Genomic DNA, 20,437 nt, shown 5'->3' on the forward strand with positions numbered 1-20,437 from the left:
CGCCCGCTGCACCCCTATTCGCCCGTGCACGCCTCCTCGAAATGGTCGACGTTCTCCTGGAGCGACTTCATCAGCCGGTCCCGTTCCGCCTCGTCCACCTGCACGGGCACCACCTGCGCGGTCCGGGTCAGCCGCCGGAAGCCGCCGCGGCTCTCCAGCCTGCCCTCCACCCTGATCGGCAGCCCCACCAGGTGGGCGTGGCCGGCGATCCGGTACGCCTCCTCGTCCAGCTCCAGCCGTACGTGCGGTACCTCGGCGCCGGCCAGCACCCGCAGCCGTACGATCCCGGCGCCACGCGGAGCCGGGCGCCGCAGCCGTTCGACGGTGCCGGTGATCCGTACCGTCACGGCGGGTTCGTCCCGGAGGTACCGGGCGCCCGCCCGGCGCAGGGCGGGCAGGTCGCCGGGGGAGAACTCCACCGGCTCGGGGCGGGCCGGGCAGCCCTCGGGGGCCCCGGCGGCGGGCGCCCATTCCAGGGCGATCCCGGCCCCCTCCGAACCCCGGACCAAGGCGATGAGGGCCTCGGTGAGCTCCCGGCTGACGCCTGCCTCGACAGCGGCGTCGAAGGCTTCGAGGCCGCCGGTGGCCCGCTGGTAGTCCACTGCGTCACGAGTGGCGTGCAGGGCGTGATGGAGCCGTACGGTGAGGGCCCGGCCCGGCTCGACGGGAACGAACGCGGTGAGATGACGGCCGCCTGGTGCGGGGCCGACGAGGACGCCGTCGAGGGCCGCCCGGGCCCTGCGGCGGTGGCGTGCGCCGTGGTAGCCGGCGCGTCCCCGTACGGCGAGGGCGCCGGCGAGCAGGAACTGCCCGGCCGCACCGTGCAGCCGCTCCGCGCCCGTCCAGCCGGCGGCCCCGGCCGCTCCCGCGACCGGTTCGGGGACCCCGCGCCACCAGCGGATCTCGTCGCTGGGGACGGCGAGGGAGACGAGGACTTCGCGGGCCGAGGGTGCGGCGCTGCGGGCGAGGGCGGTCAGTGCCTCGCCGAGGAGGTCCTCGCCGTCCGGGAAGGCGGTGGTGTCCGGGACGAGGAGGCTCGTACCGCCGCCGGGCGGGGCCGGTGGTCCCGGTGGGGTCCAGCGGCTGTACCGTCCGGGCAGGCCGCCGCGGCGGCGCCAGCCGTGCCGGTCGAGCAGGACGCCGAGGACCGCGGGGTCGACCCGGGCGGGGTCGGGGATGCCTCCGGACGGCCGGGGCGCCGTGCTCCACGGTCCTGCGGATTCACCGGGGTGCGGGCGTGTGGCTGACGGGACCGCTTCATTGACGGACTCGTCCATCGGCCGGTGCATCAGGGTCTCCCTCCCGCCCCTACGCGGGTCATGATCTCGCAGAGCGCCCGGTCGTCGAAGATGCGCGAGGTCGGGATCCGCACGGTGGTCCGGTGCCGGCCCGTGACCACGTGGCCGGCCAGGTTGGTCCAGTAGCAGCAGTGCCGCAGATCGAGCCGGTCGTGTCCGGCGCGCAGCCAGTCGTCCTGGCTGCGCGGCACGATCATCACGACCAGGATCTTGTGCACCGATACGGGGGTCCGGGCGAGCTTCACGAGGTGGGCGTTGTCGAGTGTGAAGGAGAACGTCGGGCCCGGCGGGTGCGGCGGGATCTGATAGGTGCATTTGAGCTGCACCTTTATGGTCACTTCGTCGTCCACGGCGTGGCCGGGGGCGCCATGGCTGACGTGCCAGTCGATGCCGTTGTCGGGGAAGGGCTGCGACAGGGAGCACCCCGCCGCGGCCGCGACCGCGTGCAGGTAGCCCACCTGGAGCGTCTCCATGCAGGCGGTGGTGGCGAGTGTGCCGCGCAGCGGTGCGATCCGCTGGGGCAGCAGCCCGCTCGGGTCTGGCTGCGCGAGCGCCATGGCTGCGGGTGCCTTCCGGGCTGTGCCGATCGGTTCTTCGACGGTGGGATGCCGGGAGAAGGGCGAGGGACAACTTCCTTTCCCGTCAACTGTGTTGTCACCGCACCGAACAGCGCGCAAACGGCGTACCAGGCAAAGGGCGCGGGTATCACCGGACCGGGCAGGGGAATCACGCCATCTGCCGTTCGGGCACGAGGAGTTCGGGGATGACTCACTGGTACGAAGGGCCATTGGCCGCTTTTGACACGGAGACAACGGGAGTGGACGTCGAGGAGGACCGGATCGTCTCGGCCGCCCTGGTCGTCCAGGACACGGCGGGCGGGCGGGCGCGGGTCACCCGCTGGCTGGTGAATCCGGGGATTCCGGTGCCCGTGGGGGCGACCGCGATCCACGGTCTGACCGACGATCACCTTCAGCGCAACGGCCGCTGGCCGGCGCCGGTGGTGGAGGAGATAGCCCGTGCGCTCACCGAGCAGTGCGCGGCCGGCCGGCCGCTCGTCGTGATGAACGCGCCGTTCGATCTGACGCTGCTGGACCGGGAGTTGAGGCGCCATCGCGCCTCGTCGCTCGCCGGGTACCTGCAGAACGCACCGCTGTGCGTGCTGGATCCGCGCGTGCTCGACAAGCATCTCGACCGGTACCGCAAAGGGCGGCGGACCCTCACCGATCTCTGCGAGCTGTACGGGGTGGCGCTGGACGGCGCGCATGACGCGGCGGCCGACGCGGCGGCCTCGCTGGAGCTGGTACGGGCGGTGGGGCGGCGGTTCTCGTCACGTCTGGAGCGGCTGACCCCGCCGGAGCTGCACACCTTGCAGGCCGTGTGGCATGCGGCGCAGGCGCGCGGTCTCCAGGCGTGGTTCGCGAAGAGCGGCACCGTGGAGGCGGTGGACCCGGCGTGGCCGCTGCGCCCGGAACTTCCCGCCGTGGCATGACCGGACGGGCGGGGCCGGTGGACACCGGCACGGCCTCCGCCCCGGACACGCAGAGGCCGGTCCGTCGATTCTGCTGACGGACCGGCCTCTCCCGGGTGGGCGATACTGGGTTCGAACCAGTGACCTCTTCGGTGTGAACGAAGCGCTCTCCCACTGAGCTAATCGCCCGGGAACGGGTTGAACCATACAGGGCACGGCGGGTCCGGTTCAAACTCCTTCCAGCCAGGCCGTGAGGCCCCGGCGTCCGGCGCGCATCATCAGGGCGTGGTTGGCCCGGAACACAGCGCGTCCGGGCACGGCGAGAAGCCGCATCAGCGGTCTGTGCACCTCGACCTCCTGCTCGTACGTGGCGCGGCTGCCGGTGCCGTGCGCGGTGACCGTCCACCGGGCCCAGCCGACGAGATCGCCGCCGAGGGTCGCTTCGAGGATCCGGGCCCCGGGGTCGCGGCGGCGTTCGCGGACGGTCATGACGAGGTCGTACGGGAGGAAGGAGCGGATGCGCGTCGCACCGGTCAGGGCGTCGACCGTGGTGACCTCGCGGACCTGCGGCCACCATCGCGGGTAGTCGTCCGCTCGTCCGAGGATCTCGTAGACGCTGTCGGGCGGCCCCGGCAGGTCCCAGATGCTCACAAAGCGGTAGTGGCTCCAGTCCATGGCCCCAGTCTGCGCGTACTCAGCCGGGGAACTGAGTATCCGAGCGCATGTCCGATCCTGTGGCTCGGACCACACTCCCGTCCATGGAACATGTGCCGCCGCCCGCCGAGGAATTGGTGCTCCTCGATCGCGAGCTGGCCCGGTTGGACGCCCGCCGGTCCCAGCTGCTGACCCGCCGTGCCTGGCTGGTGAGCGTGCTGACGCAGCCCGTCGCGTCCCCCGCCGTCCCGCCGGCACCCCCGTTCGCCCCGCCGTCCCCGCTCACGGCTCCGTTCGGACCTCCCGCGCCGTCCGCCGGGCCGCGCGGCACGCAGAACGTGCTGCTCGCCCTGGGCGGACTGCTGCTGACGGTCGCCGCGATCGCGTTCACCCTGGTCAGCTGGGGTCACATGGGCATCGGTGGCCGCTCGGCGGTGCTCGGGGTGATGACGCTCGCGGCTCTCGCCGTTCCCGCCGTGCTGGTGCGGCGCGGGCTGCCCTCGACGGCCGAGGCGCTCGCCGCTCTGGCGTCGGTACTGATGGTGCTGGACGCGTACGCGCTGCACCGGGTGGCGGTTCCGGAGGCCGACGGTCCCGGTTTCGCCGCGGCCGCCTCGGCGGTGCTGGCCGTGCTCTGGAGTGCGTACGGGCTGCTGCTCGACCGGCTCCGGCTGCCGTTGCCGCTGGCGGTGGTGACCGCGCAGCTGCCGCTGTTGCTGTGGGCGTGGTCGGCGGGCGCGGGGGTCATGACGTTCGGCTGGGCCTTGCTGGTGACGGCCGCGCTGGACTGTGCGATCGCGGTGCGGGGCAAGGGCGTCGCGGTTCGGGTGACGGCCTGCGTCTGTTGCTGGGCGACGGGTCTGCCAGGACTGCTGGTGGCTCTCGGACGGTCGGTGTCCGCCGACACGGTGTCCGCCGCGGCGGCGCCGGGTGCGCTGTTGCTCGTGGGTGCGGCGGTCGCCGTGTCCGGGGCGCGGCGTGCGCCGGAGGGGCTCGCGGTGGCCGGCGGCGTGGTGGCCGGGCTCAGTGGGGTGGCCGCCGTGGGCGGTGTGCTGGGTGCCGGGGTGGCCGGGGGATGGTCGGTGCCGCTGTATCTGCTGTGCGGTGTCGTGCTGTTGGCCGCGGTGCGGGCTCCGCTGCCGCGCCGGGTCGGACAGGGAGTGGTGTGGGCCTCGTCGGCGGTGACGGCGGGGGCGGTGCTGGCCGCGGTGCCGCCCGTCGGTCTGTCGTTGACGGGTACGGTGTCGCAGCTGGTCCGCGTGTGGTCGGGTGAGCCGGACGGTGGTGTCCGGGGCGCGCTGGGCGTGGAGGGTCCGGCATGGTCCGCCATGACTTCGGCCCCGGTGGTGCTGTTCGCGGTGGCCGGCCTGTCGGGGGCGGCGTACCGGTGGTGGGCGCAGTTGGTACGGGTGGCCGGGCCGGTGCTGGTGCCGGGCGTGGCGTGGCGGGGTGCGGCGGGGGCCGCCGCGGTGGTGCTCGGCTGGGCGGGGCTCACCGCGTTGCCCGCGGTGCTGGGGCTGTCGTACGCGGCTGCCGTGTCGGTGCATTCGGTGCTGGTCGCCGGGGCGTTCGCGGTGGCGGTGCGGGGATGGCGCCGGGGGACGGACGGGGTGGGGCCGGCCGCGTCGGTGTGCGGTGTGGCCGGTGCGGTGAGCGTGGGGATGCTGTCGCTCGCCACGGAGGCCGCCACGTATGCGGTGTTCACATGGTTGCTGGTGATGTCCGGGGCCGCTGCGGTGGCACTCGGAGGCGTCGCTGCGCAGGCGGCCCGGTCCTTGCCGCCGCTGCCAACTGTCCGGGCGGTGCGCGCGGCAGGGGTGCTGCGAACCGTGCAGGCGGTGCCGGCCTGCGGTGCGGTGGTGTGCGGGCTGGTGCTGGCCCGGGCGCTGGCGGCGTCGTGGGGACTGGCCGGGTATCGGGCGGCACCGGTCGTGCTGGTCGTCCCTGCGGTGACGGTGTTGCTCGGGGCACGGTTGCGGGGTCGCCCGTCGGCTCTGCCGGTCGAGCTGACGGGTGCGGCGGCGGGTGTCGTGGCGGTGGGCATGGCAGTCCCCGACCGGCCGTTCCTGGCGTTGGTGCTGGCGCTGTGCGGGGTGCTGGCGGCGGGTACGGCCGTGCGGGCCGAGCGTCGGCCGCCGGCCGGGTACCTGGCGACAGCACTCTTCGTCCTGGCGGCCTGGCTGCGGCTGTCGGCTTCGGGGGTGTCCGCCCCGGAGGCGTACACCCTGCCGGTGACGGTGCCCGCTCTGGTGGTCGGGGTGCTGCGTCGGCGCCGTGATCGGGAGGCGTCGTCGTGGACGGCGTACGGAGCGGGCCTGTCGGCGACTCTGGTGCCGAGCCTCTTCGCGGCGTGGGCCGATCCGCACTGGGTGCGGCCGCTGCTGCTCGGTACGGTGGCACTGGGGATCACCCTGGTGGGCGCGCGGCTGCGGCTCCAGGCTCTGCTGCTGCTCGGTGGCGCGGTGCTGGCGCTGGACGGCCTGCACGAACTCGCGCCGTACGTGGTGCAGGTCGTCGGCGCACTGCCGCGCTGGCTGCCGCCCGCGCTGGCCGGGGTCCTGCTGCTGGCGGTCGGAGCGACATACGAGCAGCGGCTGCGCGACGCACGGCGCCTGAAGGACGCCCTGGGACGGATGCGTTGACGGTGTGCCGCATGCCGGCCCGGAACGTCCTCGGGGACGCCGGGCCGGCTTGCGGTCACCTCCCCCGACGGACGGCATCCGCCGCCCAGGAGGGCGCGGCCGAGCGCGGCCCGAGGTGCGGGCAGGGATGCGTACGGAGGCCGTGGAACGCACGGGACGACGGGGCCGGGGTGCTCACAGCGGCCGTACGGGGAGCAGCACCCGTCCCGAGCAGGAAACGCAGAGGGCCCGTGAGACTCTGTGGTCTCACGGGCCCTCTGTCCCTGGGTGGGCGATACTGGGTTCGAACCAGTGACCTCTTCGGTGTGAACGAAGCGCTCTCCCACTGAGCTAATCGCCCGGGCGCAGGCCAAACATTACCGCATGTCAGCGGGGCCCCATGACCATCCCCCGGTCACTCGTGGATCTTCCACGGCATGGTGATGCCGAACTTCCAGACGTAGATCCCCACGAGCACCACGATGATCACCAGACCGATCACCGTGAGGATGATGTTGCGCCGCCGGACCTTGGGGTCGAGCGCGCGCTGAGCGGCCTCGGTGACCCTCCGCCGTGTCCAGCGCAGCACCAGCTGCGCCCAGACGAACTCGGTCGCCCAGATCGCCATGCCGCCGAAGATCACCAGCCAGCCGGGGCCGGGCAGCGGGAGCATGATGATCCCCGCCACGACCACCGCGAGGCCGACCACGAAGACCCCGACCTGCCAGCTCAGGTGCAGCGTCCGCGATGCCTTGATGAACCCGGGCGCCCGGGAGCCGAGCACCCGGTCCTCCTTCGTCACACCCTCCGTGACGTCTCCCGTCACATCCCCCGTGGCGGACACCGGATTCGCCCGTACGGCGCCCCCGTCCCGCTCGTCACTGTCCGCGCTCATGGTCGCCAACCTACCGGAACGCCCTTCATCACCGGAATGGGCGTATAACCGAAAGTTACACACCGCCGTACGAGCTACCCGAAGGGACACAAAAAGGTCAGAGGGGTTTACAACGCCACCGTAGGTGGCATGTCGATTTCGCCGACGTGCGAATCCCCGAGCGCACACTGAGCGAAAGGCCCTGGCGCTTATGAACACCACGGTCAGCTGCGAGCTGCACCTGCGCCTCGTTGTGTCGAGCGAGTCCTCACTGCCTGTACCCGCGGGCCTGCGGTATGACACGGCCGATCCTTATGCCGTGCACGCCACCTTCCATACCGGAGCGGAGGAAACGGTCGAATGGGTTTTCGCCCGCGACCTCCTTGCCGAGGGGCTGCACCGGCCCACCGGCACCGGAGACGTCCGCGTCTGGCCATCCCGTAGTCACGGCCAGGGCGTCGTCTGCATCGCACTGAGCTCCCCAGAGGGCGAAGCCCTGCTCGAAGCCCCGGCGAGGGCCCTGGAGTCGTTCCTGAAGCGGACCGACGCCGCGGTTCCACCGGGCACCGAGCATCGTCACTTCGACCTCGACACGGAACTCTCACACATCCTGGCCGAGAGCTGAGCCAGGCCGAGAGCTGCACGGCGCCGTCCGACTCGGGGAGACGGCGCCGCGCGGACAACCTCACAAGGCTTGCACCGACGCCGTCCTCACGGAATCCACCGTGGTGACGGCGTCGGCGCGCGTACTCCTGATACCGGCACCCGCCCGCTCCGCGCACCGGCGCACGTCCCGTCGGCCCAGGCGCCCGGTGGCCGCCCCGGCAGGCGGCCACCGGCAGGACGGGCCCGCAGGTGGCCGGTAAGCGCTCCCCGCACCCTTCATGGGCCCTCTCGGGCCCCTGTGCGGCGACACCGAGCCAGTAGAGTCAGCCGCCATCGGCGGGCACCCGCCCGCCGGAGGCCAGGGAGCGAAAGCGTGCTGATCCCCCACGACACCAGGATCGCCCTCGACACGGTGATCGATCTGCTGAACACGGCGCCGGAGAGCGAACCGCCGACGAGCGGGGAGCCCGGGGCCGGGCCGGTCGACGGTCTCGCCGACATCGCAGCGCTGTACGACTTCGCACGCCGCCACCGCATCAGTGGTGTGGGCGATCTCCACGAGAAGGACCTGTACGCCGTACGGGACGTACGAACGCGCTTCGCCGAGATCTTCGCGACGGACGAGGCCCGGACCGCCGCCTCGCTCGTCAACGCCCTCGTCGCCGCCGCCGGCACCACACCGCAGCTCAGCAACCACGACGGCTACGACTGGCATGTGCACTACTTCGCTCCGGACGCCTCGGTCGCCGATCATCTCGCGGCCGACTGCGGCATGGCGCTGGCGTTCATCGTGGTGGCGGGCGAGCAGGAACGTCTGCGTCGCTGCGAGGCGCCGGACTGCCGGCACGCCTTCGTCGACCTCTCCCGCAACCGCTCCCGCCGCTACTGCTCAAGCCGCACCTGCGGAAACCGACTGCATGTGGCCGCGTACCGGGCACGCCGCAAGGAAGCGGCCGGCTGACCGCTCACAGCATGAAGAGATCATGCACCGCGGCCATCAGCAGAAGACTGCCGATCACCGCGAGGAAGATCATCAAAGGGGGCTGGGAAAGCGCGAAGAGGCAACCACGCGGCTCTTCGGCAGGGCTTGCGGGGGCATCGCCCCGGGAGGTGTCCACCATCTCGGGACGATCATGACGCAGACCGGGCCCCGTTGGCGATCAAGATGCCTTGATTCGCCGGGAGTTCACCCCTCCCGGGGCTCGATTCGCTCCGACGTCCGATCCGTCGTCGGATTTTCGGTACGACAGCCCCTGAACGGACCGTCGTCGACACAGACGAATCACAACATCGCAGCTCCGGCTCGGAGTTCGGGACCGGCGAGCACGGGGCCGGGCCATGTGCGACGCGCCGCCGGAGGATCTCCGAGCCGCCTCGTTCGCCGGACCCCGCGCTCCGGTACGGGAGTCGGGCCGGGAACGGCGCGAGGAAAACGGGAGCGGGCGGGGCCGCGCCCTCAGCGCGGCGTCGCGCTGGAGGCGCGCACCACGAGCTCCGGCTGGAGCACCACGTCGCGGTGCTCGTGGGTACCGTGCTCGTCGTCCGCCTCCTCCAGCAGGAGTTCCGCGGCTATCCGGCCCATCACGCCCGCGGGCTGACGGACCGAGGTCAGCGGTTAGGCGGCTGCGGCGGCGAACTCGATGTCGTCGTAGCCGACGATGGCGATGTCGTGCGGCACCCGCACACCCGCCGCGTACAGCGCCTGCAGCACGCCGAGGGCGAGCAGGTCGCTGGCGCAGAACACCGCGGTCGGCCGGGGTACCAGTCCGAGCAGCCTGGCTCCCGCGTCGCGCCCCGACGCCACGTCCAGACGGCCGGAGGGGATCTCGACGAGGGCCTCCGGCGGCAGTCCGGCGTCGGCGAGGGCCGACAGGGCGCCCCTCGGCGCCGGTCCCGTCCCGCAGCACCTTCGAGGCACCGCATGAACCGATTCGTTCGCTGCCTGAAGAACGCACCCCCGCCGGGAGGGGACGGGGGCGCGGGTCAGATGCCGTGCTTCTTCAGGATGGCCTCGATGTCACTGAAGTCCTCGCCCGACGACGTGGACTGCTCCTTCGCCCTCGGGCCTGCCTGCGCCCGGGTCGCCGGCAGCCCGGACCCCAGGGACGGCGCCGAGGCCGCGGGGGCGACGGCCCCGCCCCGCTCGGCCCGTGCGGCGGCCTTGCGTTCCTTGCGGGTACCGACGCCCCGGCGCTCGACCGCCCGTGTCGTCATGAACAGCAGCCAGGCCACGGCGAGCAGCCCGAAGCCGAGCCAGACACTCGGCTTGAAGGCGATCCCGGCGACCCAGTCCACGATCCCGGTCAGCACCAGCCCGATCGGGACCAGGGAGTAGGCGGCGATCCGGGCCGCGGCGAGGAAGCGCTTCCGGTACGCGGTGACGGCGGCGATGCCCAAGCCTGCCGCGGACACCGCTGAGCAAATGGTCTCGGCAAGCATCGGGTCCTCCAGGCGCAAGGGGAAACGTCCCTTCCATCCTGCACCGCTCACCGCGCGGACGGCCATGATCAGGGACCACATCAGGGACATTTCAGGGCCGGGATCCTCCCCAGGTGCCGATCCCGAAGCATTGAGGCCGCGCAGAGGCGAAGCGGGCCGGACACGGATTGGGACGCTCGCAGGGAGCCTGGGAGACTGGCCTCATGAGCGATTCCACCCCCGCGGCGCCGGTCGTCCTCGACCTCTGGTGCGAGCTCCAGTGTCCCGACTGCCACCAGGCCCTCACCGATGTACACGCCCTGCGGGCCAGGTACGGCGACCGTCTGGAGGTGCGACTGCGGCACTTCCCGCTGGAGAAGCACAAGCACGCCTACGCCGCCGCGCAGGCGGCCGAGGAGGCGGCGGTCCAGGGCAAGGGCTGGTCGTACATCGAGGCGGTACTGGCCCGCACCGCCGAACTCGGCCGCACCGGCGAACCGCTGCTGATCGAGGTCGCTCGGGAACTCGGCCTGGACGCCGAGGAGATGGACACCGCCCTGATCGACGGACGCCACCTGCTGGTCGTCGACGCCGACCAGGCCGAGGGCAAGGCGATCGGGGTCACCGGCACGCCGACGTACGTGATCGGCGACGAGCGACTGGACGGCGGCAAGAGCCAGGACGGGCTGCGCGAGCGCATCGAGGAGATCGCCGACCGGCTGCTCGGCGGGGAGGGCTGAGCCGACGGGACCACCAGGGACTTTCGTCCGGATCGGGCCGGACCCCGTGAGCTCGGCGCGATCCGGGCGAAAGCCCTTAGAGCGGTTTGGCCAGGTTGTGCAGAGTCGTCCGGTAGCCGAGCGACTCGTACAGCCGCAGGGCCGGTGTGTTGGAGGCCAGGACATGCAGACCGATCCGGTCATCGCCCGCCTGAAGCGCGATGCGTTCGGCCTGGAGCATCAGCGCCCGGCCGTACCCCCGCCCCCGGAACTCCTCACGCACCTCGACGTCGAAGACGTACCCCACCACCATTCCCGGGTGCATTTCGAATCGCGCCACCCAGACATGGCCCACGACCTCGCCCTCGTGAACGAGGACGTGCAGATGCGCCCCCTCGGAGGCGAGGCCGTCCGGCAGATTCTGGGCGTGACTCCTCTCGGCCTTCCTCAGGGCCTGTTCCGCGGGGACGCCGCGCTCGATCCAGGTCTGCGCGTACGCGGTGACCGCGTCGCGCTCCCAGTGCGCGAACTCGTCCTCGGTCATCGGGCGGCCCATGACTCCGTCCGGCAGCCCCGGCGGAGCCTGCGGCAGTTGTTTGACCATGTTCCGGCTGCGTTCGGCATAGCCCAGCGCGGCGGCCAGCCCCTGCCCCGCCGTCTCGTCCGCCCGGACCGACACCGAAACCCGGGTGCAGCCCCATCCGCGCAGCACCTCTTCGGCCGCCAGCGCCGCGATGGTGCCGCGACCGCGCCTGCGCCGGGGTTCATCGATGCGCAGGGAGCGGAGCACGCCCGCCTGCGCACCGAAACCCGGATCCGTGCCGATCTCGACGGCCCCGACGGGCTGCCCGTTGTCGCACACGTCATAGGCGCGGTTCTTCACGCCGTCGGCGTCTTGCTGAATCGGCCCGGTCGGCCGGAGGGTCGTGGTCATCGGGGACGTTCTATCCGGTGAGCTCCGCCGCGTCACCCGGTTTTACCGGTTCGAGGCACGGGTTCTACGGATCGAGGTCGTTCCCGGCCCGCTCGTCGAAGATCCGCATGGCCTTGAGGGTCACCGGTCCGGGCCCGCCGGGCAGCTCCAGGCCGTCCACCCGGTGGACGGCCTGTACATCACGCAGGGTGGAGGTCAAGAAAATCTCCTCGGCCCGCTCCAGGACATCGAACGGCAGGTCGGTCTCCTTCGCCCCCGTCCACTCCACGGCCAGCGCGCGGGTGATCCCGGCGAGGCAGCCGGAAGCAACCGGCGGGGTGTGCAGCTGCCCGTCGAGCACGACGAAGACATTGGACCCGGTGCCTTCGCAGAGCCGTCCGACGGTGTTGGCGAAGAGCGCCTCGGACGCACCGTGCTCGCGGGCACGGGCGAGGGCGACGACGTTCTCGGCGTACGAGGTCGTCTTGAGACCGGCGAGCGCACCGCGTTCGTTGCGCGTCCAGGGGACCGTGATCACGGCGGTGGTGTCGGAGCGGCGCCGCGCCTCCCCGAGGGCGACGACGAGGCCGGGGCCGGCGTGGCCGCGGTCCGAGCCGAGCGGGGAGAGTCCTCCGGTGTAGGTGATGCGCAGCCGGCCGAGTGCCATCGGGTTGGCCTCGATCACGGCGGTGCAGGCGCGGCGCACCTCGTCGAGGTCGGGGGCGGGGAGGCCGAGACCGCGGGCCGAGCGGGTCAGCCGGTCGAGGTGGCGGGTGAGGGCGAAGGGCCTGCCGTCGACGGTCTTGACCGTCTCGAAGATGCCGTCCCCCACGGTGAGCCCGTGGTCGAGTACGGACACCCGGGCGTCGTCGGCGTCCCGCAGCCCGCCGTTGACCCACATCCTCATCACGCGGTCCTTCCCGTCTCTTCGTGAGCACCCGACGCTACCGCGAGCAGCCGGGATGCCTTCAGTTCGGTCTCGTCCCATTCGCGCTCCGGGTCGGAGCCCCAAGTGATGCCGGCGCCGGTGCCGAAGCGGAGGACCGGGGCGGCACCGGTCCGGTCGATCCAGAACGTGCGTATGCCGACGGCCAGGGAGGCGGTACGGCGGTCGGCGTCGACCCAGCCGATGCCGCCGCAGTAGGGCCCGCGCGGTGCGGTCTCCAGGTCCTCGATGATGCGGAGGGCGCTGGACTTGGGCGCCCCGGTGACGGAGCCGGGCGGAAACGCGGCGTCGAGGAGTTCGGGCCAGCCGGCGCCCTCGGCGAGTTCGCCGCGCACGGTGGAGACGAGATGGACGAGGCCGGGGTGCTTCTCCACCGCGCAGAGGTCGGGGACCGTGACCGATCCGGTGGCGCAGACCCGGCCGAGGTCGTTGCGGACCAGGTCGACGATCATCACGTTCTCGGCGTGGTCCTTCTCCAGCAGATCGTCCTCGGTCCGTCCGGTGCCCTTGATCGGTCCCGACTCGACGGTCCGGCCGTCCCGCCGCAGGAAGAGTTCGGGGGAGGCGGTGGCGATCTCCACACCGTGCGCGGGCAGCCGGACCGTTCCCGCGTAGGGGGCCGGATTGCCGCGCGCCAGCAGCGCGGTCAGCGCGTCCACGTCCGAGGCGGCGGGGTCGGGCAGTGCCGCGGTCATCACCCGGCAGAGGTTGGCCTGGTAGACCTCGCCCGCCGCGATGTACTCGCGGATCCGCCGCACGCCCGCGGTGTACGCGGCACGGCCCAGGGACGAGCTCCAGTCACCGGCCCCGGGCCCGCGCCAGCCGCCGCGCACCGGGGCGGGCACCGCGTCCGTATGTACGGTGCCGAAGCGCGCGCAGACGAGTCGGCCCTCGAAATCGGCGGACACGGCCCAGAAGCCGGACGAGTCGAGGGCGGTGGGATCACTGGTCACGTCCTGCAGATCGGACGCGACGAGGCCGCCGAAGCGGGCCATCGGAGCGAGGTCGTGCACGCCGTTGAGTCTAGGACGGCGCGTGATGACCTGCGCCGGGGCGAACGCACCTCAGCACGCTGCACAAACGCGTTTTTGTACTGGCCCGGGAATCCGCTAGAGTTCAACACGTCGCCGGGACGCGCAAGCGGACCGGGAAAGACAAGCGGACGTAGCTCAGTTGGTAGAGCGCAACCTTGCCAAGGTTGAGGTCGCCAGTTCGAACCTGGTCGTCCGCTCGCAGAAAGTGAGGGATCTTCCCGAACCCTCGCTCCTGGTGGAGTGGCCGAGAGGCGAGGCAACGGCCTGCAAAGCCGTCTACACGGGTTCAAATCCCGTCTCCACCTCCAAGGACGATTAGCTCAGCGGGAGAGCGCTTCCCTGACACGGAAGAGGTCACTGGTTCAATCCCAGTATCGTCCACTGATCCACAAGGATCCCCGCGCGATTAGCTCAGCGGGAGAGCGCTTCCCTGACACGGAAGAGGTCACTGGTTCAATCCCAGTATCGCGCACGCAGTACACGCAGGTTCACCCTGCGCGATTAGCTCAGCGGGAGAGCGCTTCCCTGACACGGAAGAGGTCACTGGTTCAATCCCAGTATCGCGCACCAGCACAAGCCCCGGTCGTCTCGGCGACCGGGGCTTCGTCGTTTCCGCACTGAACGGTGGCCCGCGCATCGGCGCGCCGCGGGCCCGGACACTTCACGTCCGGGCCCGCGGCGCGTTTCGCTCAGGAGGAGAAGAGCATGTGGCCGAAGCTCTTGCGCCGGTAGTGGCCGCCGTGATGCTGCGGCGCGCCCCAGGCGGGCGCCGGGGCGGCCGGGTAGCCCTGCGGGGCCGGCGGGTACGCCTGCGGGGCGGGCGGCGCGGGCGGGGCCTGCTGCGTCCACTGGGCCTCGATGCGGGTCAGCGACTCCAGTTCGCCGTAGTCGAGGAAGATCCCCCGGCAGCCGCTGCACTGCTCGATCTGTATGCCATTGCGGTTGTACGTCTGCATCTGCGCGTGGCACTTGGGACACTGCATGGTTCGGCTCACTCCTCGCCGTCGGGTCGCCGTCGCCGGAATGCATGCCCGGCGGCGGTCGGTTCAGCCTACGACGAGTGTTCGGCGGCCAACTCGGGAGGGAGAGACGCAATGCGGGCACAGGAATCGATCATTGCCTGCTCCGCCTCATCCGGAGTCCGGTCCTCCGCCGCGGACTTGGCGAGTGCGAGGGCCGCGGTCTGAACGGTCAGGGCGCGGGCCGGGACGTCCAGTTCGGGCCAGGGGTCGCCCTCGGCCCGTACGGCGGGTCCGCCCGCCGCCCGGTAGGTGTCCAGGAAGCGGAGCCAGACATCGGGGGGCAGCAGCCCGGCCGCGTACCAGGCGGCGGGGCGGGCGAGGTCCCAGGCGGGGTCGCCGAGACCGGTGTCGTCGATGTCGATGAGCAGCCAGGGGCCGTGCGGCGCGGGGTGGCGGACGAGTTGGCCGAGGTGCAGATCGCCGTGGCAGAGGAAGCCCGCGCGGTGCGGCGGTGTGACGGCTTCGCCGCGGGCCCAGCCGGGCAGGCGGTGCCAGGCTTCGAGTACGGAGGCGGTGGCCGGGTCGGCGGGCCGGGCGGCACGCATCCGCGCAACCGCGAGCGCGGCCTTGGCGGGGCCCCGCATGGGCGGGAGCGCGAGGGCGGGCGGGGGCGGGGTCCGGTGCAGTCCGGCGAGCAGGACGGCGGCCTCTTCCCAGGGGGCGGCGTCGGGGTCACCGGGGTCGACGGGCCGGCCATGGGGCCACAGGGTGACCGGGCGGCGGTGGAGCGTGGTGGCGGGCGCGGAGCCGCAGGGGCCCAGCGGGGCGAGCAGGATGCCGGTCAGGCCGGGGTCGTTCGCGAGGGTCAGGCGGGTCAGCAGGTCGGAGGTGTCCGTACCGGGGGCGTGGGCCTTGGCGACGACGGGACCGCTGCGGACCACCGTGCCGTCCGCGCGGTCCGCGAGCACGGCCGGTGGCGGGCAGGCACAGTCGGCCTCGGATCGGGTGTGGGCGGCCCGGTGGGCGAGAGCGCCCAGCGCGCGTACGACTGCCGTGGTCACGGTCTCCCCCGGTGGCGGGCGGGTGCGGGCGGGGCCGGTCCGCTCCGGTCCCGTCGACGAGCGTACGCGCGCCGCGGAAAGGGCCCGGACAGCGCGATGTCCGGTCAGCTCCCCAGCTGACCGGACAAACGCTGCCGTCCGCCGCACCCCCGTCCCCACGGGGTTGTTGGCCGGATGTCCCGGTCCGGACCGCTCTTCCGGACCCGGGGCGCCGCTCAGCGCCCCAGCATCACGCCCACGGACGACGCCTGTGTGACCACCGCGTCCCAGCCGCCGAAGACGACTACGAGCAGGGCCGCCAGAGGAAGAACCATCGCCGTCGCCACCAGCGGGTGACGCGTATCGGACGACGGGCGGCTGCCGAACGCGGCATGAACCCTGCGTCCCCGCGTGCGGATCATGGTCCGCGTTGCCGTGTCCGCCATGGTTCCTCTCCTGACCGTATGTGGGGCGGCGAGCGTGTGACCTCGGGGGACGAGTGCTGCGCCCGCCGCTTGACCTCAACACTAGGGACACGAAGGACGTACGACGTCATGCCCTCGTACCGAATGCCGGGCCTCCCGGAGGATGAGCCGTGGATCACCGGCGTACTCCCCTGGGTGGAGATCGGGCGCCTGCATTCCGGGGTCATCCCGGAAGGGTGCCCGCAATGGTGCGGATCCGGTGGGCGGACGGGTGCGACGGCGATCGGGGGCGCAGGGCCCGGACGAGGCTGTCTGCGGGTCGGACCACGACCGTGACTTCACTCACTCACCCGCGCCCCGGCCCCCGCACAACGGGCCGGTGCGATGGCGTCCCGGCCGGTGCGGCCCTGTCCCCGCCGGGTCCCCGTGCCGCGCCGCCACCGCCGGTGCCATGGCCCTCCGGGCGCCAACCCCTCGTGACCGCACCCGCATTGAGAACCGGTCGCCGTTCGGTGCACGACCGGCTGCGGCCCCACTCCGCGTCATGGGCCGTGCCACGCACCGACAATCGATCTGCGGGCGAGGGCGCGGCCTCTGAGCGCCCCGGGCACCGGGTACGTAAGCTGTGCCTCGTCAGGCGTACCAGGCAGCGGGGATGGGCAGACATGGCGATGATGCGGCTCCGGCGCGAGGACCCGCGTGTCGTCGGCTCGTTCAGGCTGCACCGGCGGCTCGGAGCAGGCGGCATGGGTGTCGTCTACCTCGGTTCGGACCGGCGGGGCCAGCGGGTGGCTCTGAAGGTGATCCGGCCGGATCTGGCGGAGGACCAGGAGTTCCGCTCGCGGTTCGCGCGCGAGGTGTCCGCAGCCCGGCGGATCCGCGGCGGCTGCACGGCGCGCCTGGTGGCCGCCGATCTGGAGGCGGACCGCCCATGGTTCGCCACGCAGTACGTCCCCGGGCCCTCGTTGCACGACAAGGTGGCCGAGGAGGGCCCGTTGTCGGCGGCCGAGGTGGCCTCGATCGGGGCGGCGCTCTCCGAGGGGCTGGTGGCGGTGCACGAGGCCGGTGTCGTCCACCGCGACCTGAAGCCGTCGAACATCCTCCTCTCCCCCAAGGGCCCCCGGATCATCGACTTCGGGATCGCCTGGGCGACCGGGGCGTCCACCCTCACCCATGTCGGTACGGCGGTGGGTTCGCCGGGCTTCCTGGCTCCCGAGCAGGTGCGCGGCGCGGCGGTGACGCCCGCGACGGACGTGTTCTCGCTCGGTGCCACGCTGGCCTACGCCGCGATGGCCGACTCGCCTTTCGGACACGGAAGTTCCGAGGTGATGCTGTACCGCGTGGTGCACGAGGAACCGCAGTTGTACAACGTGCACGACGCGCTGGCACCGTTGGTGAGCGCCTGTCTGGCGAAGGATCCCGAGGAGCGGCCGAGCACGCTTCAACTCTCCATGCGGCTCAAGGAGATCGCGGCACGGGAGGCGCAGGGGCTGCACGAGAGGCGTCCGCCCGTCCAGCGTTCGGCGCAGGAACTGGACCGGCCGACCGGCCGTATCGACGGCCCGTACACCGAGCAGCAGACCCGTCGTACGGCGCCTCCGTCGCCCCGCCGGCAGAAGCAGAGGCAGTCGCAGAGCGGCCGGCAAGGCACGCCGTCGCGGGCCGGGGCGCCCCGTACCGGTGGTTCGCGGCCTCAGCAGCATCAGCCGCCGCGCAACACGACGCGGTCCGGCAAGCGCCCACAGGGCACGAACGGGACGAACGGCCGGCCGGGAACGCGACCGGGGGTCCGCACGACGTCGGCGGGGCGGCGTCCCGCCAACCCGAGGCTGCTGCGCCAGCGGCTCGTCGTCTTCGTCGTGGTGACGCTGCTGGTGGCACTGGGCATCGCGGCGGCGCAGGGCTGCCAGGGGCCGGCCCGCGGGCTGGGCACCGACCGGCCGCAGGTCCGGACGGAGAGCCAGGGGCAGGCACGGAGCCTGGACGAGATTCGGATCCGGGCGCAGGATCCGGGGCTCCGGTAGCCGGTCAGCTCTGCGGGCGGCCCGAGGCCACGGCGTAGAACGCGACGGCGGCGGCGGCTCCCACGTTCAGCGAATCGACGCCGTGCGCCATCGGGATACGCACCCATTCGTCGGCCGCGACCAGGGCCTGGGTGGAGAGTCCGTCACCCTCGGCACCGAGCATCAGCGCCACCTTGTCCATCCGGTGCGGTGCCGCCTCGTCGATGCTGCTGGCCTTTTCGTCCGGGGTCAGCGCGAGGAGCTCGAAGCCCGCTTCCCGGACGGTCTCCAGGGCCTTGGGCCAGGTGTCGAGGCGGGCGTAGGGAACGGAGAAGACCGCACCCATCGAGACCTTGACCGAACGCCGGTAGAGCGGATCCGCGCAGTCCGGCGAGAGCAGCACCGCGTCCATACCAAGGGCGGCGGCGCTGCGGAAGATCGCTCCGATGTTGGTGTGGTCGTTGACGGCCTCCATGACGACCACCCGGCGGGTCGTCGCGAGCAGTTCGTCGGCCGTCGGCAGCGGTTTGCGCTGCATCGAGGCGAGGGCGCCGCGGTGGACGTGGTAGCCGGTGACCCGCTCGGCGAGTTCGGGGCTGACCGCGTACACGGGGGCGGGGACCTCGTCGATGACATCACGCATCAGATCGACCCACTTCGCCGAGAGCAGCATCGACCGCATCTCGTACCCCGCGTGCCTGGCCCGTCTGATCACCTTTTCGCCCTCGGCGATGAAGAGTCCCTCGGCGGGCTCCCGTCTGCGCCGGAGTTCGACGTCGGTCAGTCCGGTGTAGTCGCGCAGGCGGGGGTCGTCGGGGTCGTCGACGGTGATGAGTTCAGCCACGGGTTTGATACTGCCTTGTCCGGTGTGTGGTGCCAACGGCTTGGGGGAAGATCTGTTACCGCTGGTTACTCGGCGGGGTGCGAGCGGTGTTCGTGCCGGCTATACGGCGGGCAGCGGTGCGACGCGCGCGCCGATGGCGACGACATCGCCGATGACGATGACGGCCGGAGGGCGTACGTCTTCGGCGACGGCCCTTTCGGCAACGGTCTCGAGCGTCGCGTCCACCCGCCGCTGCGCCGCCGTGGTTCCCTCCTGGACCAGGGCGACCGGAGTTCCGGGGGCCTTGCCGTGGGCGATGAGGGTGCGGGCGATGGCACCGATCTTGTCGACGGCCATCAGGAGCACGAGGGTGCCGCGCAGCTTGGCGAGGGCCTGCCAGTCGACCAGCGAGCGTGCGTCGTCGGGGGCGACATGGCCGCTCACGACGGTGAATTCGTGGGCCACACCGCGGTGGGTGACGGGGATTCCGGCCGCGCCGGGCACGGAGATCGAGCTGGAGATGCCGGGGACGACGGTGCAGGCGATGCCTTCGGCGGCGAGCGCCTGGGCCTCCTCCATGCCGCGGCCGAAGACGAACGGATCGCCGCCCTTGAGCCGCACGACGGCCTTGCCCGCCCTGGCGTGCTCGATGAGCGCCTGGTTGATCGCCTCCTGGGCCATGGAGCGGCCGTACGGGATCTTCGCCGCGTCGATCACCTCGACGTGCGGCGGGAGTTCGTCGAGCAGGTCGCGCGGGCCGAGGCGGTCGGCGATGACGACATCGGCCTCGGCGAGAAGGCGGCGGCCGCGCACCGTGATCAGGTCGGGGTCACCGGGGCCGCCGCCGACCAGGGCGACGCCGGGGGTCCGTGTGCGGTGGTGGGGCGCGGCGAGCGTGCCCTCGCGCAGCCCTTCGACAATGGCATCGCGGACGGCGGCGGAGTGGCGCGGGTCGCGGCCGTGGGTGTCGGTGGTGAGAACGGCGACGGTCACGCCTTCGCTGCGGCCGGTGGCCGGGGTCCAGGCAGTGGCGGCGTCGGCGTCGTCGCTGCGGACGCACCAGGTGCGGGTGCGCTCGGCCTCGGCCGAGGCGGCGTCGTTCGCCGCGGTGTCGTCGGACGCCACGAGGGCGTACCAGGCGTCGGCCAGGTCGCCGTCGGTGTACCGGCGGCGCTCCCAGCGGATCTCCCCGGCGTCGGCCATCGCCTCGACGGACGGGGTCGCGGCCGGCGATACCAGGAGGATGTCGGCGCCCGCCGCGATGAGCGCGGGGAGGCGGCGCTGGGCGACCTGGCCGCCGCCGACCACGACGACTCGGCGGCCGCCGAGGCGCAGTCCGACGGGGTACGCAGGGTGATCGGCGCGATCGGGATGATCTGCGTGCTCGGCCATGGCGGTGCGGGCTCCTCGTGCAGGGGGACGGAGTGCGGCGGCCGCTGCGGCGGCGGAGCGGCTGTGACGTGCGGATTCGTGGAGGTGCGTCCACGATACGCGGTGGGTGTGGCGCGAAACGGGAAAGGCGCCTGCGGCGGGCTGTTCCTCCCCCGCCCCTTCCAGGAAGGGGCGGCGCCCCGGCCCCCCGTCCCTAGAACGCCGGAGGGGCCGGGAGGTCCGGGGCCGGGGGCCCGGCCGG

Annotated in this window: 20 protein-coding genes, 7 tRNA genes and 1 pseudogene; 11 read left to right on the top strand and 17 right to left on the bottom strand. The window is 72.3% G+C overall.

The window, feature by feature from the left end; genetic code table 11:
• Positions 1-14: 14 nt before the first annotated feature.
• A complete protein-coding gene (locus ACF08M_RS25555; RefSeq protein WP_392187604.1) occupies positions 15-1,289 on the bottom strand; it encodes a hypothetical protein in 1,275 nt (424 codons plus the stop codon).
• Positions 1,289-1,855 carry a DUF4365 domain-containing protein gene (locus ACF08M_RS25560; protein ID WP_392187605.1) on the bottom strand — a complete coding sequence of 189 codons (567 nt, stop codon included), beginning with the start codon at positions 1,853-1,855 and terminating at the stop codon, positions 1,289-1,291. Before ACF08M_RS25560 ends, ACF08M_RS25555 begins: the two co-directional genes overlap by 1 nt.
• 206 nt (positions 1,856-2,061) lie before the next feature.
• Here ACF08M_RS25560 and ACF08M_RS25565 point away from each other — a divergent pair, with 206 nt between their 5' ends.
• Positions 2,062-2,787, top strand: coding sequence for a 3'-5' exonuclease (locus ACF08M_RS25565; protein ID WP_392187606.1), 726 nt, complete (start codon positions 2,062-2,064; stop codon positions 2,785-2,787).
• A 96-nt stretch (positions 2,788-2,883) separates the two neighbouring features.
• Here ACF08M_RS25565 and ACF08M_RS25570 read toward each other — a convergent pair.
• A tRNA-Val gene (locus ACF08M_RS25570) sits at positions 2,884-2,955 on the bottom strand.
• A gap of 39 nt (positions 2,956-2,994) precedes the next feature.
• Positions 2,995-3,441, bottom strand: coding sequence for an SRPBCC family protein (locus ACF08M_RS25575; RefSeq protein WP_392187607.1), 447 nt, complete (start codon positions 3,439-3,441; stop codon positions 2,995-2,997).
• A gap of 83 nt (positions 3,442-3,524) precedes the next feature.
• Between ACF08M_RS25575 and ACF08M_RS25580 the strand changes: the two genes are divergently transcribed.
• Positions 3,525-6,062 (top strand): SCO7613 C-terminal domain-containing membrane protein, encoded by a 2,538-nt coding sequence (locus ACF08M_RS25580; protein ID WP_392187608.1) that lies wholly within the window; start codon positions 3,525-3,527, stop codon positions 6,060-6,062.
• Positions 6,063-6,330: 268 nt separating this feature from the next.
• Here the strand turns inward: ACF08M_RS25580 and ACF08M_RS25585 are convergent.
• A tRNA-Val gene (locus ACF08M_RS25585) sits at positions 6,331-6,402 on the bottom strand.
• 54 nt (positions 6,403-6,456) lie between these two features.
• A complete protein-coding gene (locus tag ACF08M_RS25590) occupies positions 6,457-6,936 on the bottom strand; it encodes a TIGR02611 family protein (protein ID WP_392187609.1) in 480 nt (159 codons plus the stop codon).
• A gap of 190 nt (positions 6,937-7,126) precedes the next feature.
• Between ACF08M_RS25590 and ACF08M_RS25595 the strand changes: the two genes are divergently transcribed.
• Together ACF08M_RS25595 and ACF08M_RS25600 are read left to right on the top strand one after the other, a co-directional pair.
• Positions 7,127-7,540 carry an SsgA family sporulation/cell division regulator gene (locus ACF08M_RS25595; protein ID WP_003959770.1) on the top strand — a complete coding sequence of 138 codons (414 nt, stop codon included), beginning with the start codon at positions 7,127-7,129 and terminating at the stop codon, positions 7,538-7,540.
• A 354-nt stretch (positions 7,541-7,894) separates the two neighbouring features.
• On the top strand, positions 7,895-8,482 hold the full coding sequence (locus tag ACF08M_RS25600) for a CGNR zinc finger domain-containing protein (protein WP_392187610.1): 588 nt from the start codon (positions 7,895-7,897) through the stop codon (positions 8,480-8,482).
• Positions 8,483-8,486: 4 nt separating this feature from the next.
• Here the strand turns inward: ACF08M_RS25600 and ACF08M_RS25605 are convergent, their stop codons facing one another.
• The 3 genes and pseudogenes from ACF08M_RS25605 to ACF08M_RS25615 all read right to left on the bottom strand — a co-directional run bounded on the left by ACF08M_RS25605 (position 8,487) and on the right by ACF08M_RS25615 (position 9,960).
• The gene (locus ACF08M_RS25605) at positions 8,487-8,642 is read right to left on the bottom strand and encodes a hypothetical protein (RefSeq protein WP_266363071.1); all 156 of its coding nucleotides are present in this window, start codon (positions 8,640-8,642) and stop codon (positions 8,487-8,489) included.
• 335 nt (positions 8,643-8,977) lie between these two features.
• Positions 8,978-9,400, bottom strand: a pseudogene (locus tag ACF08M_RS25610) (substrate-binding domain-containing protein); the annotation flags it as partial.
• A gap of 104 nt (positions 9,401-9,504) precedes the next feature.
• A complete protein-coding gene (locus tag ACF08M_RS25615; RefSeq protein ID WP_392187651.1) occupies positions 9,505-9,960 on the bottom strand; it encodes a hypothetical protein in 456 nt (151 codons plus the stop codon).
• Positions 9,961-10,163: 203 nt separating this feature from the next.
• On the opposite strand from ACF08M_RS25615, the gene ACF08M_RS25620 reads away from it, so the two are divergent.
• Positions 10,164-10,679, top strand: coding sequence for a DsbA family protein (locus ACF08M_RS25620; protein WP_392187611.1), 516 nt, complete (start codon positions 10,164-10,166; stop codon positions 10,677-10,679).
• Between the two features lie 76 nt (positions 10,680-10,755).
• Here the strand turns inward: ACF08M_RS25620 and ACF08M_RS25625 are convergent, their stop codons facing one another.
• The 3 genes from ACF08M_RS25625 to ACF08M_RS25635 form a co-directional block, all read right to left on the bottom strand.
• Entirely contained in the window at positions 10,756-11,592 is an 837-nt protein-coding gene (locus tag ACF08M_RS25625; RefSeq protein ID WP_392187612.1) for a GNAT family N-acetyltransferase, read from the bottom strand.
• 64 nt (positions 11,593-11,656) lie between these two features.
• Positions 11,657-12,478, bottom strand: a complete 822-nt coding sequence (locus ACF08M_RS25630; protein ID WP_392187613.1) for an aminotransferase class IV — start codon at positions 12,476-12,478, stop codon at positions 11,657-11,659.
• The gene (locus ACF08M_RS25635; RefSeq protein ID WP_392187652.1) at positions 12,478-13,512 is read right to left on the bottom strand and encodes a chorismate-binding protein; all 1,035 of its coding nucleotides are present in this window, start codon (positions 13,510-13,512) and stop codon (positions 12,478-12,480) included. The genes ACF08M_RS25630 and ACF08M_RS25635 overlap by 1 nt, the downstream gene beginning before the upstream one ends.
• Positions 13,513-13,675: 163 nt before the next feature.
• Here ACF08M_RS25635 and ACF08M_RS25640 point away from each other — a divergent pair.
• The 5 genes from ACF08M_RS25640 (at position 13,676) to ACF08M_RS25660 (ending at position 14,121) form a co-directional block, all read left to right on the top strand.
• Positions 13,676-13,748: transfer RNA gene (locus ACF08M_RS25640), tRNA-Gly, on the top strand.
• A gap of 37 nt (positions 13,749-13,785) precedes the next feature.
• Positions 13,786-13,859 (top strand) — tRNA-Cys (locus ACF08M_RS25645).
• Between the two features lies 1 nt (position 13,860).
• Positions 13,861-13,932, top strand: a tRNA-Val gene (locus ACF08M_RS25650).
• 19 nt (positions 13,933-13,951) lie between these two features.
• Positions 13,952-14,023: transfer RNA gene (locus ACF08M_RS25655), tRNA-Val, on the top strand.
• A gap of 23 nt (positions 14,024-14,046) precedes the next feature.
• Positions 14,047-14,121: transfer RNA gene (locus tag ACF08M_RS25660), tRNA-Val, on the top strand.
• 119 nt (positions 14,122-14,240) lie between these two features.
• Here the strand turns inward: ACF08M_RS25660 and ACF08M_RS25665 are convergent.
• From ACF08M_RS25665 to ACF08M_RS25675, 3 genes are all read right to left on the bottom strand, one after another.
• Entirely contained in the window at positions 14,241-14,534 is a 294-nt protein-coding gene (locus ACF08M_RS25665; protein WP_392187614.1) for a zf-TFIIB domain-containing protein, read from the bottom strand.
• 68 nt (positions 14,535-14,602) lie between these two features.
• A complete protein-coding gene (locus ACF08M_RS25670) occupies positions 14,603-15,574 on the bottom strand; it encodes a phosphotransferase family protein (RefSeq protein WP_392187615.1) in 972 nt (323 codons plus the stop codon).
• A 215-nt stretch (positions 15,575-15,789) separates the two neighbouring features.
• Positions 15,790-15,999, bottom strand: a complete 210-nt coding sequence (locus tag ACF08M_RS25675) for a hypothetical protein (RefSeq protein WP_392187616.1) — start codon at positions 15,997-15,999, stop codon at positions 15,790-15,792.
• A 644-nt stretch (positions 16,000-16,643) separates the two neighbouring features.
• On the opposite strand from ACF08M_RS25675, the gene ACF08M_RS25680 reads away from it, so the two are divergent.
• Positions 16,644-18,002 carry a serine/threonine-protein kinase gene (locus ACF08M_RS25680; protein WP_392187617.1) on the top strand — a complete coding sequence of 453 codons (1,359 nt, stop codon included), beginning with the start codon at positions 16,644-16,646 and terminating at the stop codon, positions 18,000-18,002.
• Between the two features lie 4 nt (positions 18,003-18,006).
• Here the strand turns inward: ACF08M_RS25680 and ACF08M_RS25685 are convergent, their stop codons facing one another.
• Complete coding sequence (locus tag ACF08M_RS25685; protein ID WP_392187618.1) at positions 18,007-18,825, bottom strand: TrmH family RNA methyltransferase; 819 nt, start codon at positions 18,823-18,825, stop codon at positions 18,007-18,009.
• A gap of 99 nt (positions 18,826-18,924) precedes the next feature.
• A complete protein-coding gene (gene cobA / locus ACF08M_RS25690) occupies positions 18,925-20,196 on the bottom strand; it encodes a uroporphyrinogen-III C-methyltransferase (protein WP_392187619.1) in 1,272 nt (423 codons plus the stop codon).
• Positions 20,197-20,437: the final 241 nt, after the last annotated feature.

The sequence above is a fragment of the Streptomyces sp. NPDC015032 genome, assembly GCF_043080425.1.
Classification (GTDB): domain Bacteria; phylum Actinomycetota; class Actinomycetes; order Streptomycetales; family Streptomycetaceae; genus Streptomyces.

What these genes read in the sequence shown, in the direction of transcription:
- ACF08M_RS25625 (WP_392187612.1), bottom strand. Translation starts at nt 11,592, where the DNA reads ATGACCACGACCCTCCGGCCGACCGGGCCGATTCAGCAAGACGCCGAC.
- ACF08M_RS25595 (WP_003959770.1), top strand. Translation starts at nt 7,127, where the DNA reads ATGAACACCACGGTCAGCTGCGAGCTGCACCTGCGCCTCGTTGTGTCG.
- ACF08M_RS25635 (WP_392187652.1), bottom strand. Translation starts at nt 13,512, where the DNA reads ATGGCCCGCTTCGGCGGCCTCGTCGCGTCCGATCTGCAGGACGTGACC.
- ACF08M_RS25605 (WP_266363071.1), bottom strand. Translation starts at nt 8,642, where the DNA reads ATGGTGGACACCTCCCGGGGCGATGCCCCCGCAAGCCCTGCCGAAGAG.
- ACF08M_RS25630 (WP_392187613.1), bottom strand. Translation starts at nt 12,478, where the DNA reads ATGAGGATGTGGGTCAACGGCGGGCTGCGGGACGCCGACGACGCCCGG.
- ACF08M_RS25590 (WP_392187609.1), bottom strand. Translation starts at nt 6,936, where the DNA reads ATGAGCGCGGACAGTGACGAGCGGGACGGGGGCGCCGTACGGGCGAAT.
- ACF08M_RS25620 (WP_392187611.1), top strand. Translation starts at nt 10,164, where the DNA reads ATGAGCGATTCCACCCCCGCGGCGCCGGTCGTCCTCGACCTCTGGTGC.
- ACF08M_RS25575 (WP_392187607.1), bottom strand. Translation starts at nt 3,441, where the DNA reads ATGGACTGGAGCCACTACCGCTTTGTGAGCATCTGGGACCTGCCGGGG.
- ACF08M_RS25565 (WP_392187606.1), top strand. Translation starts at nt 2,062, where the DNA reads ATGACTCACTGGTACGAAGGGCCATTGGCCGCTTTTGACACGGAGACA.
- cobA (WP_392187619.1), bottom strand. Translation starts at nt 20,196, where the DNA reads ATGGCCGAGCACGCAGATCATCCCGATCGCGCCGATCACCCTGCGTAC.
- ACF08M_RS25680 (WP_392187617.1), top strand. Translation starts at nt 16,644, where the DNA reads ATGGCGATGATGCGGCTCCGGCGCGAGGACCCGCGTGTCGTCGGCTCG.
- ACF08M_RS25555 (WP_392187604.1), bottom strand. Translation starts at nt 1,289, where the DNA reads ATGCACCGGCCGATGGACGAGTCCGTCAATGAAGCGGTCCCGTCAGCC.
- ACF08M_RS25560 (WP_392187605.1), bottom strand. Translation starts at nt 1,855, where the DNA reads ATGGCGCTCGCGCAGCCAGACCCGAGCGGGCTGCTGCCCCAGCGGATC.
- ACF08M_RS25615 (WP_392187651.1), bottom strand. Translation starts at nt 9,960, where the DNA reads ATGCTTGCCGAGACCATTTGCTCAGCGGTGTCCGCGGCAGGCTTGGGC.
- ACF08M_RS25665 (WP_392187614.1), bottom strand. Translation starts at nt 14,534, where the DNA reads ATGCAGTGTCCCAAGTGCCACGCGCAGATGCAGACGTACAACCGCAAT.
- ACF08M_RS25580 (WP_392187608.1), top strand. Translation starts at nt 3,525, where the DNA reads ATGGAACATGTGCCGCCGCCCGCCGAGGAATTGGTGCTCCTCGATCGC.
- ACF08M_RS25675 (WP_392187616.1), bottom strand. Translation starts at nt 15,999, where the DNA reads ATGGCGGACACGGCAACGCGGACCATGATCCGCACGCGGGGACGCAGG.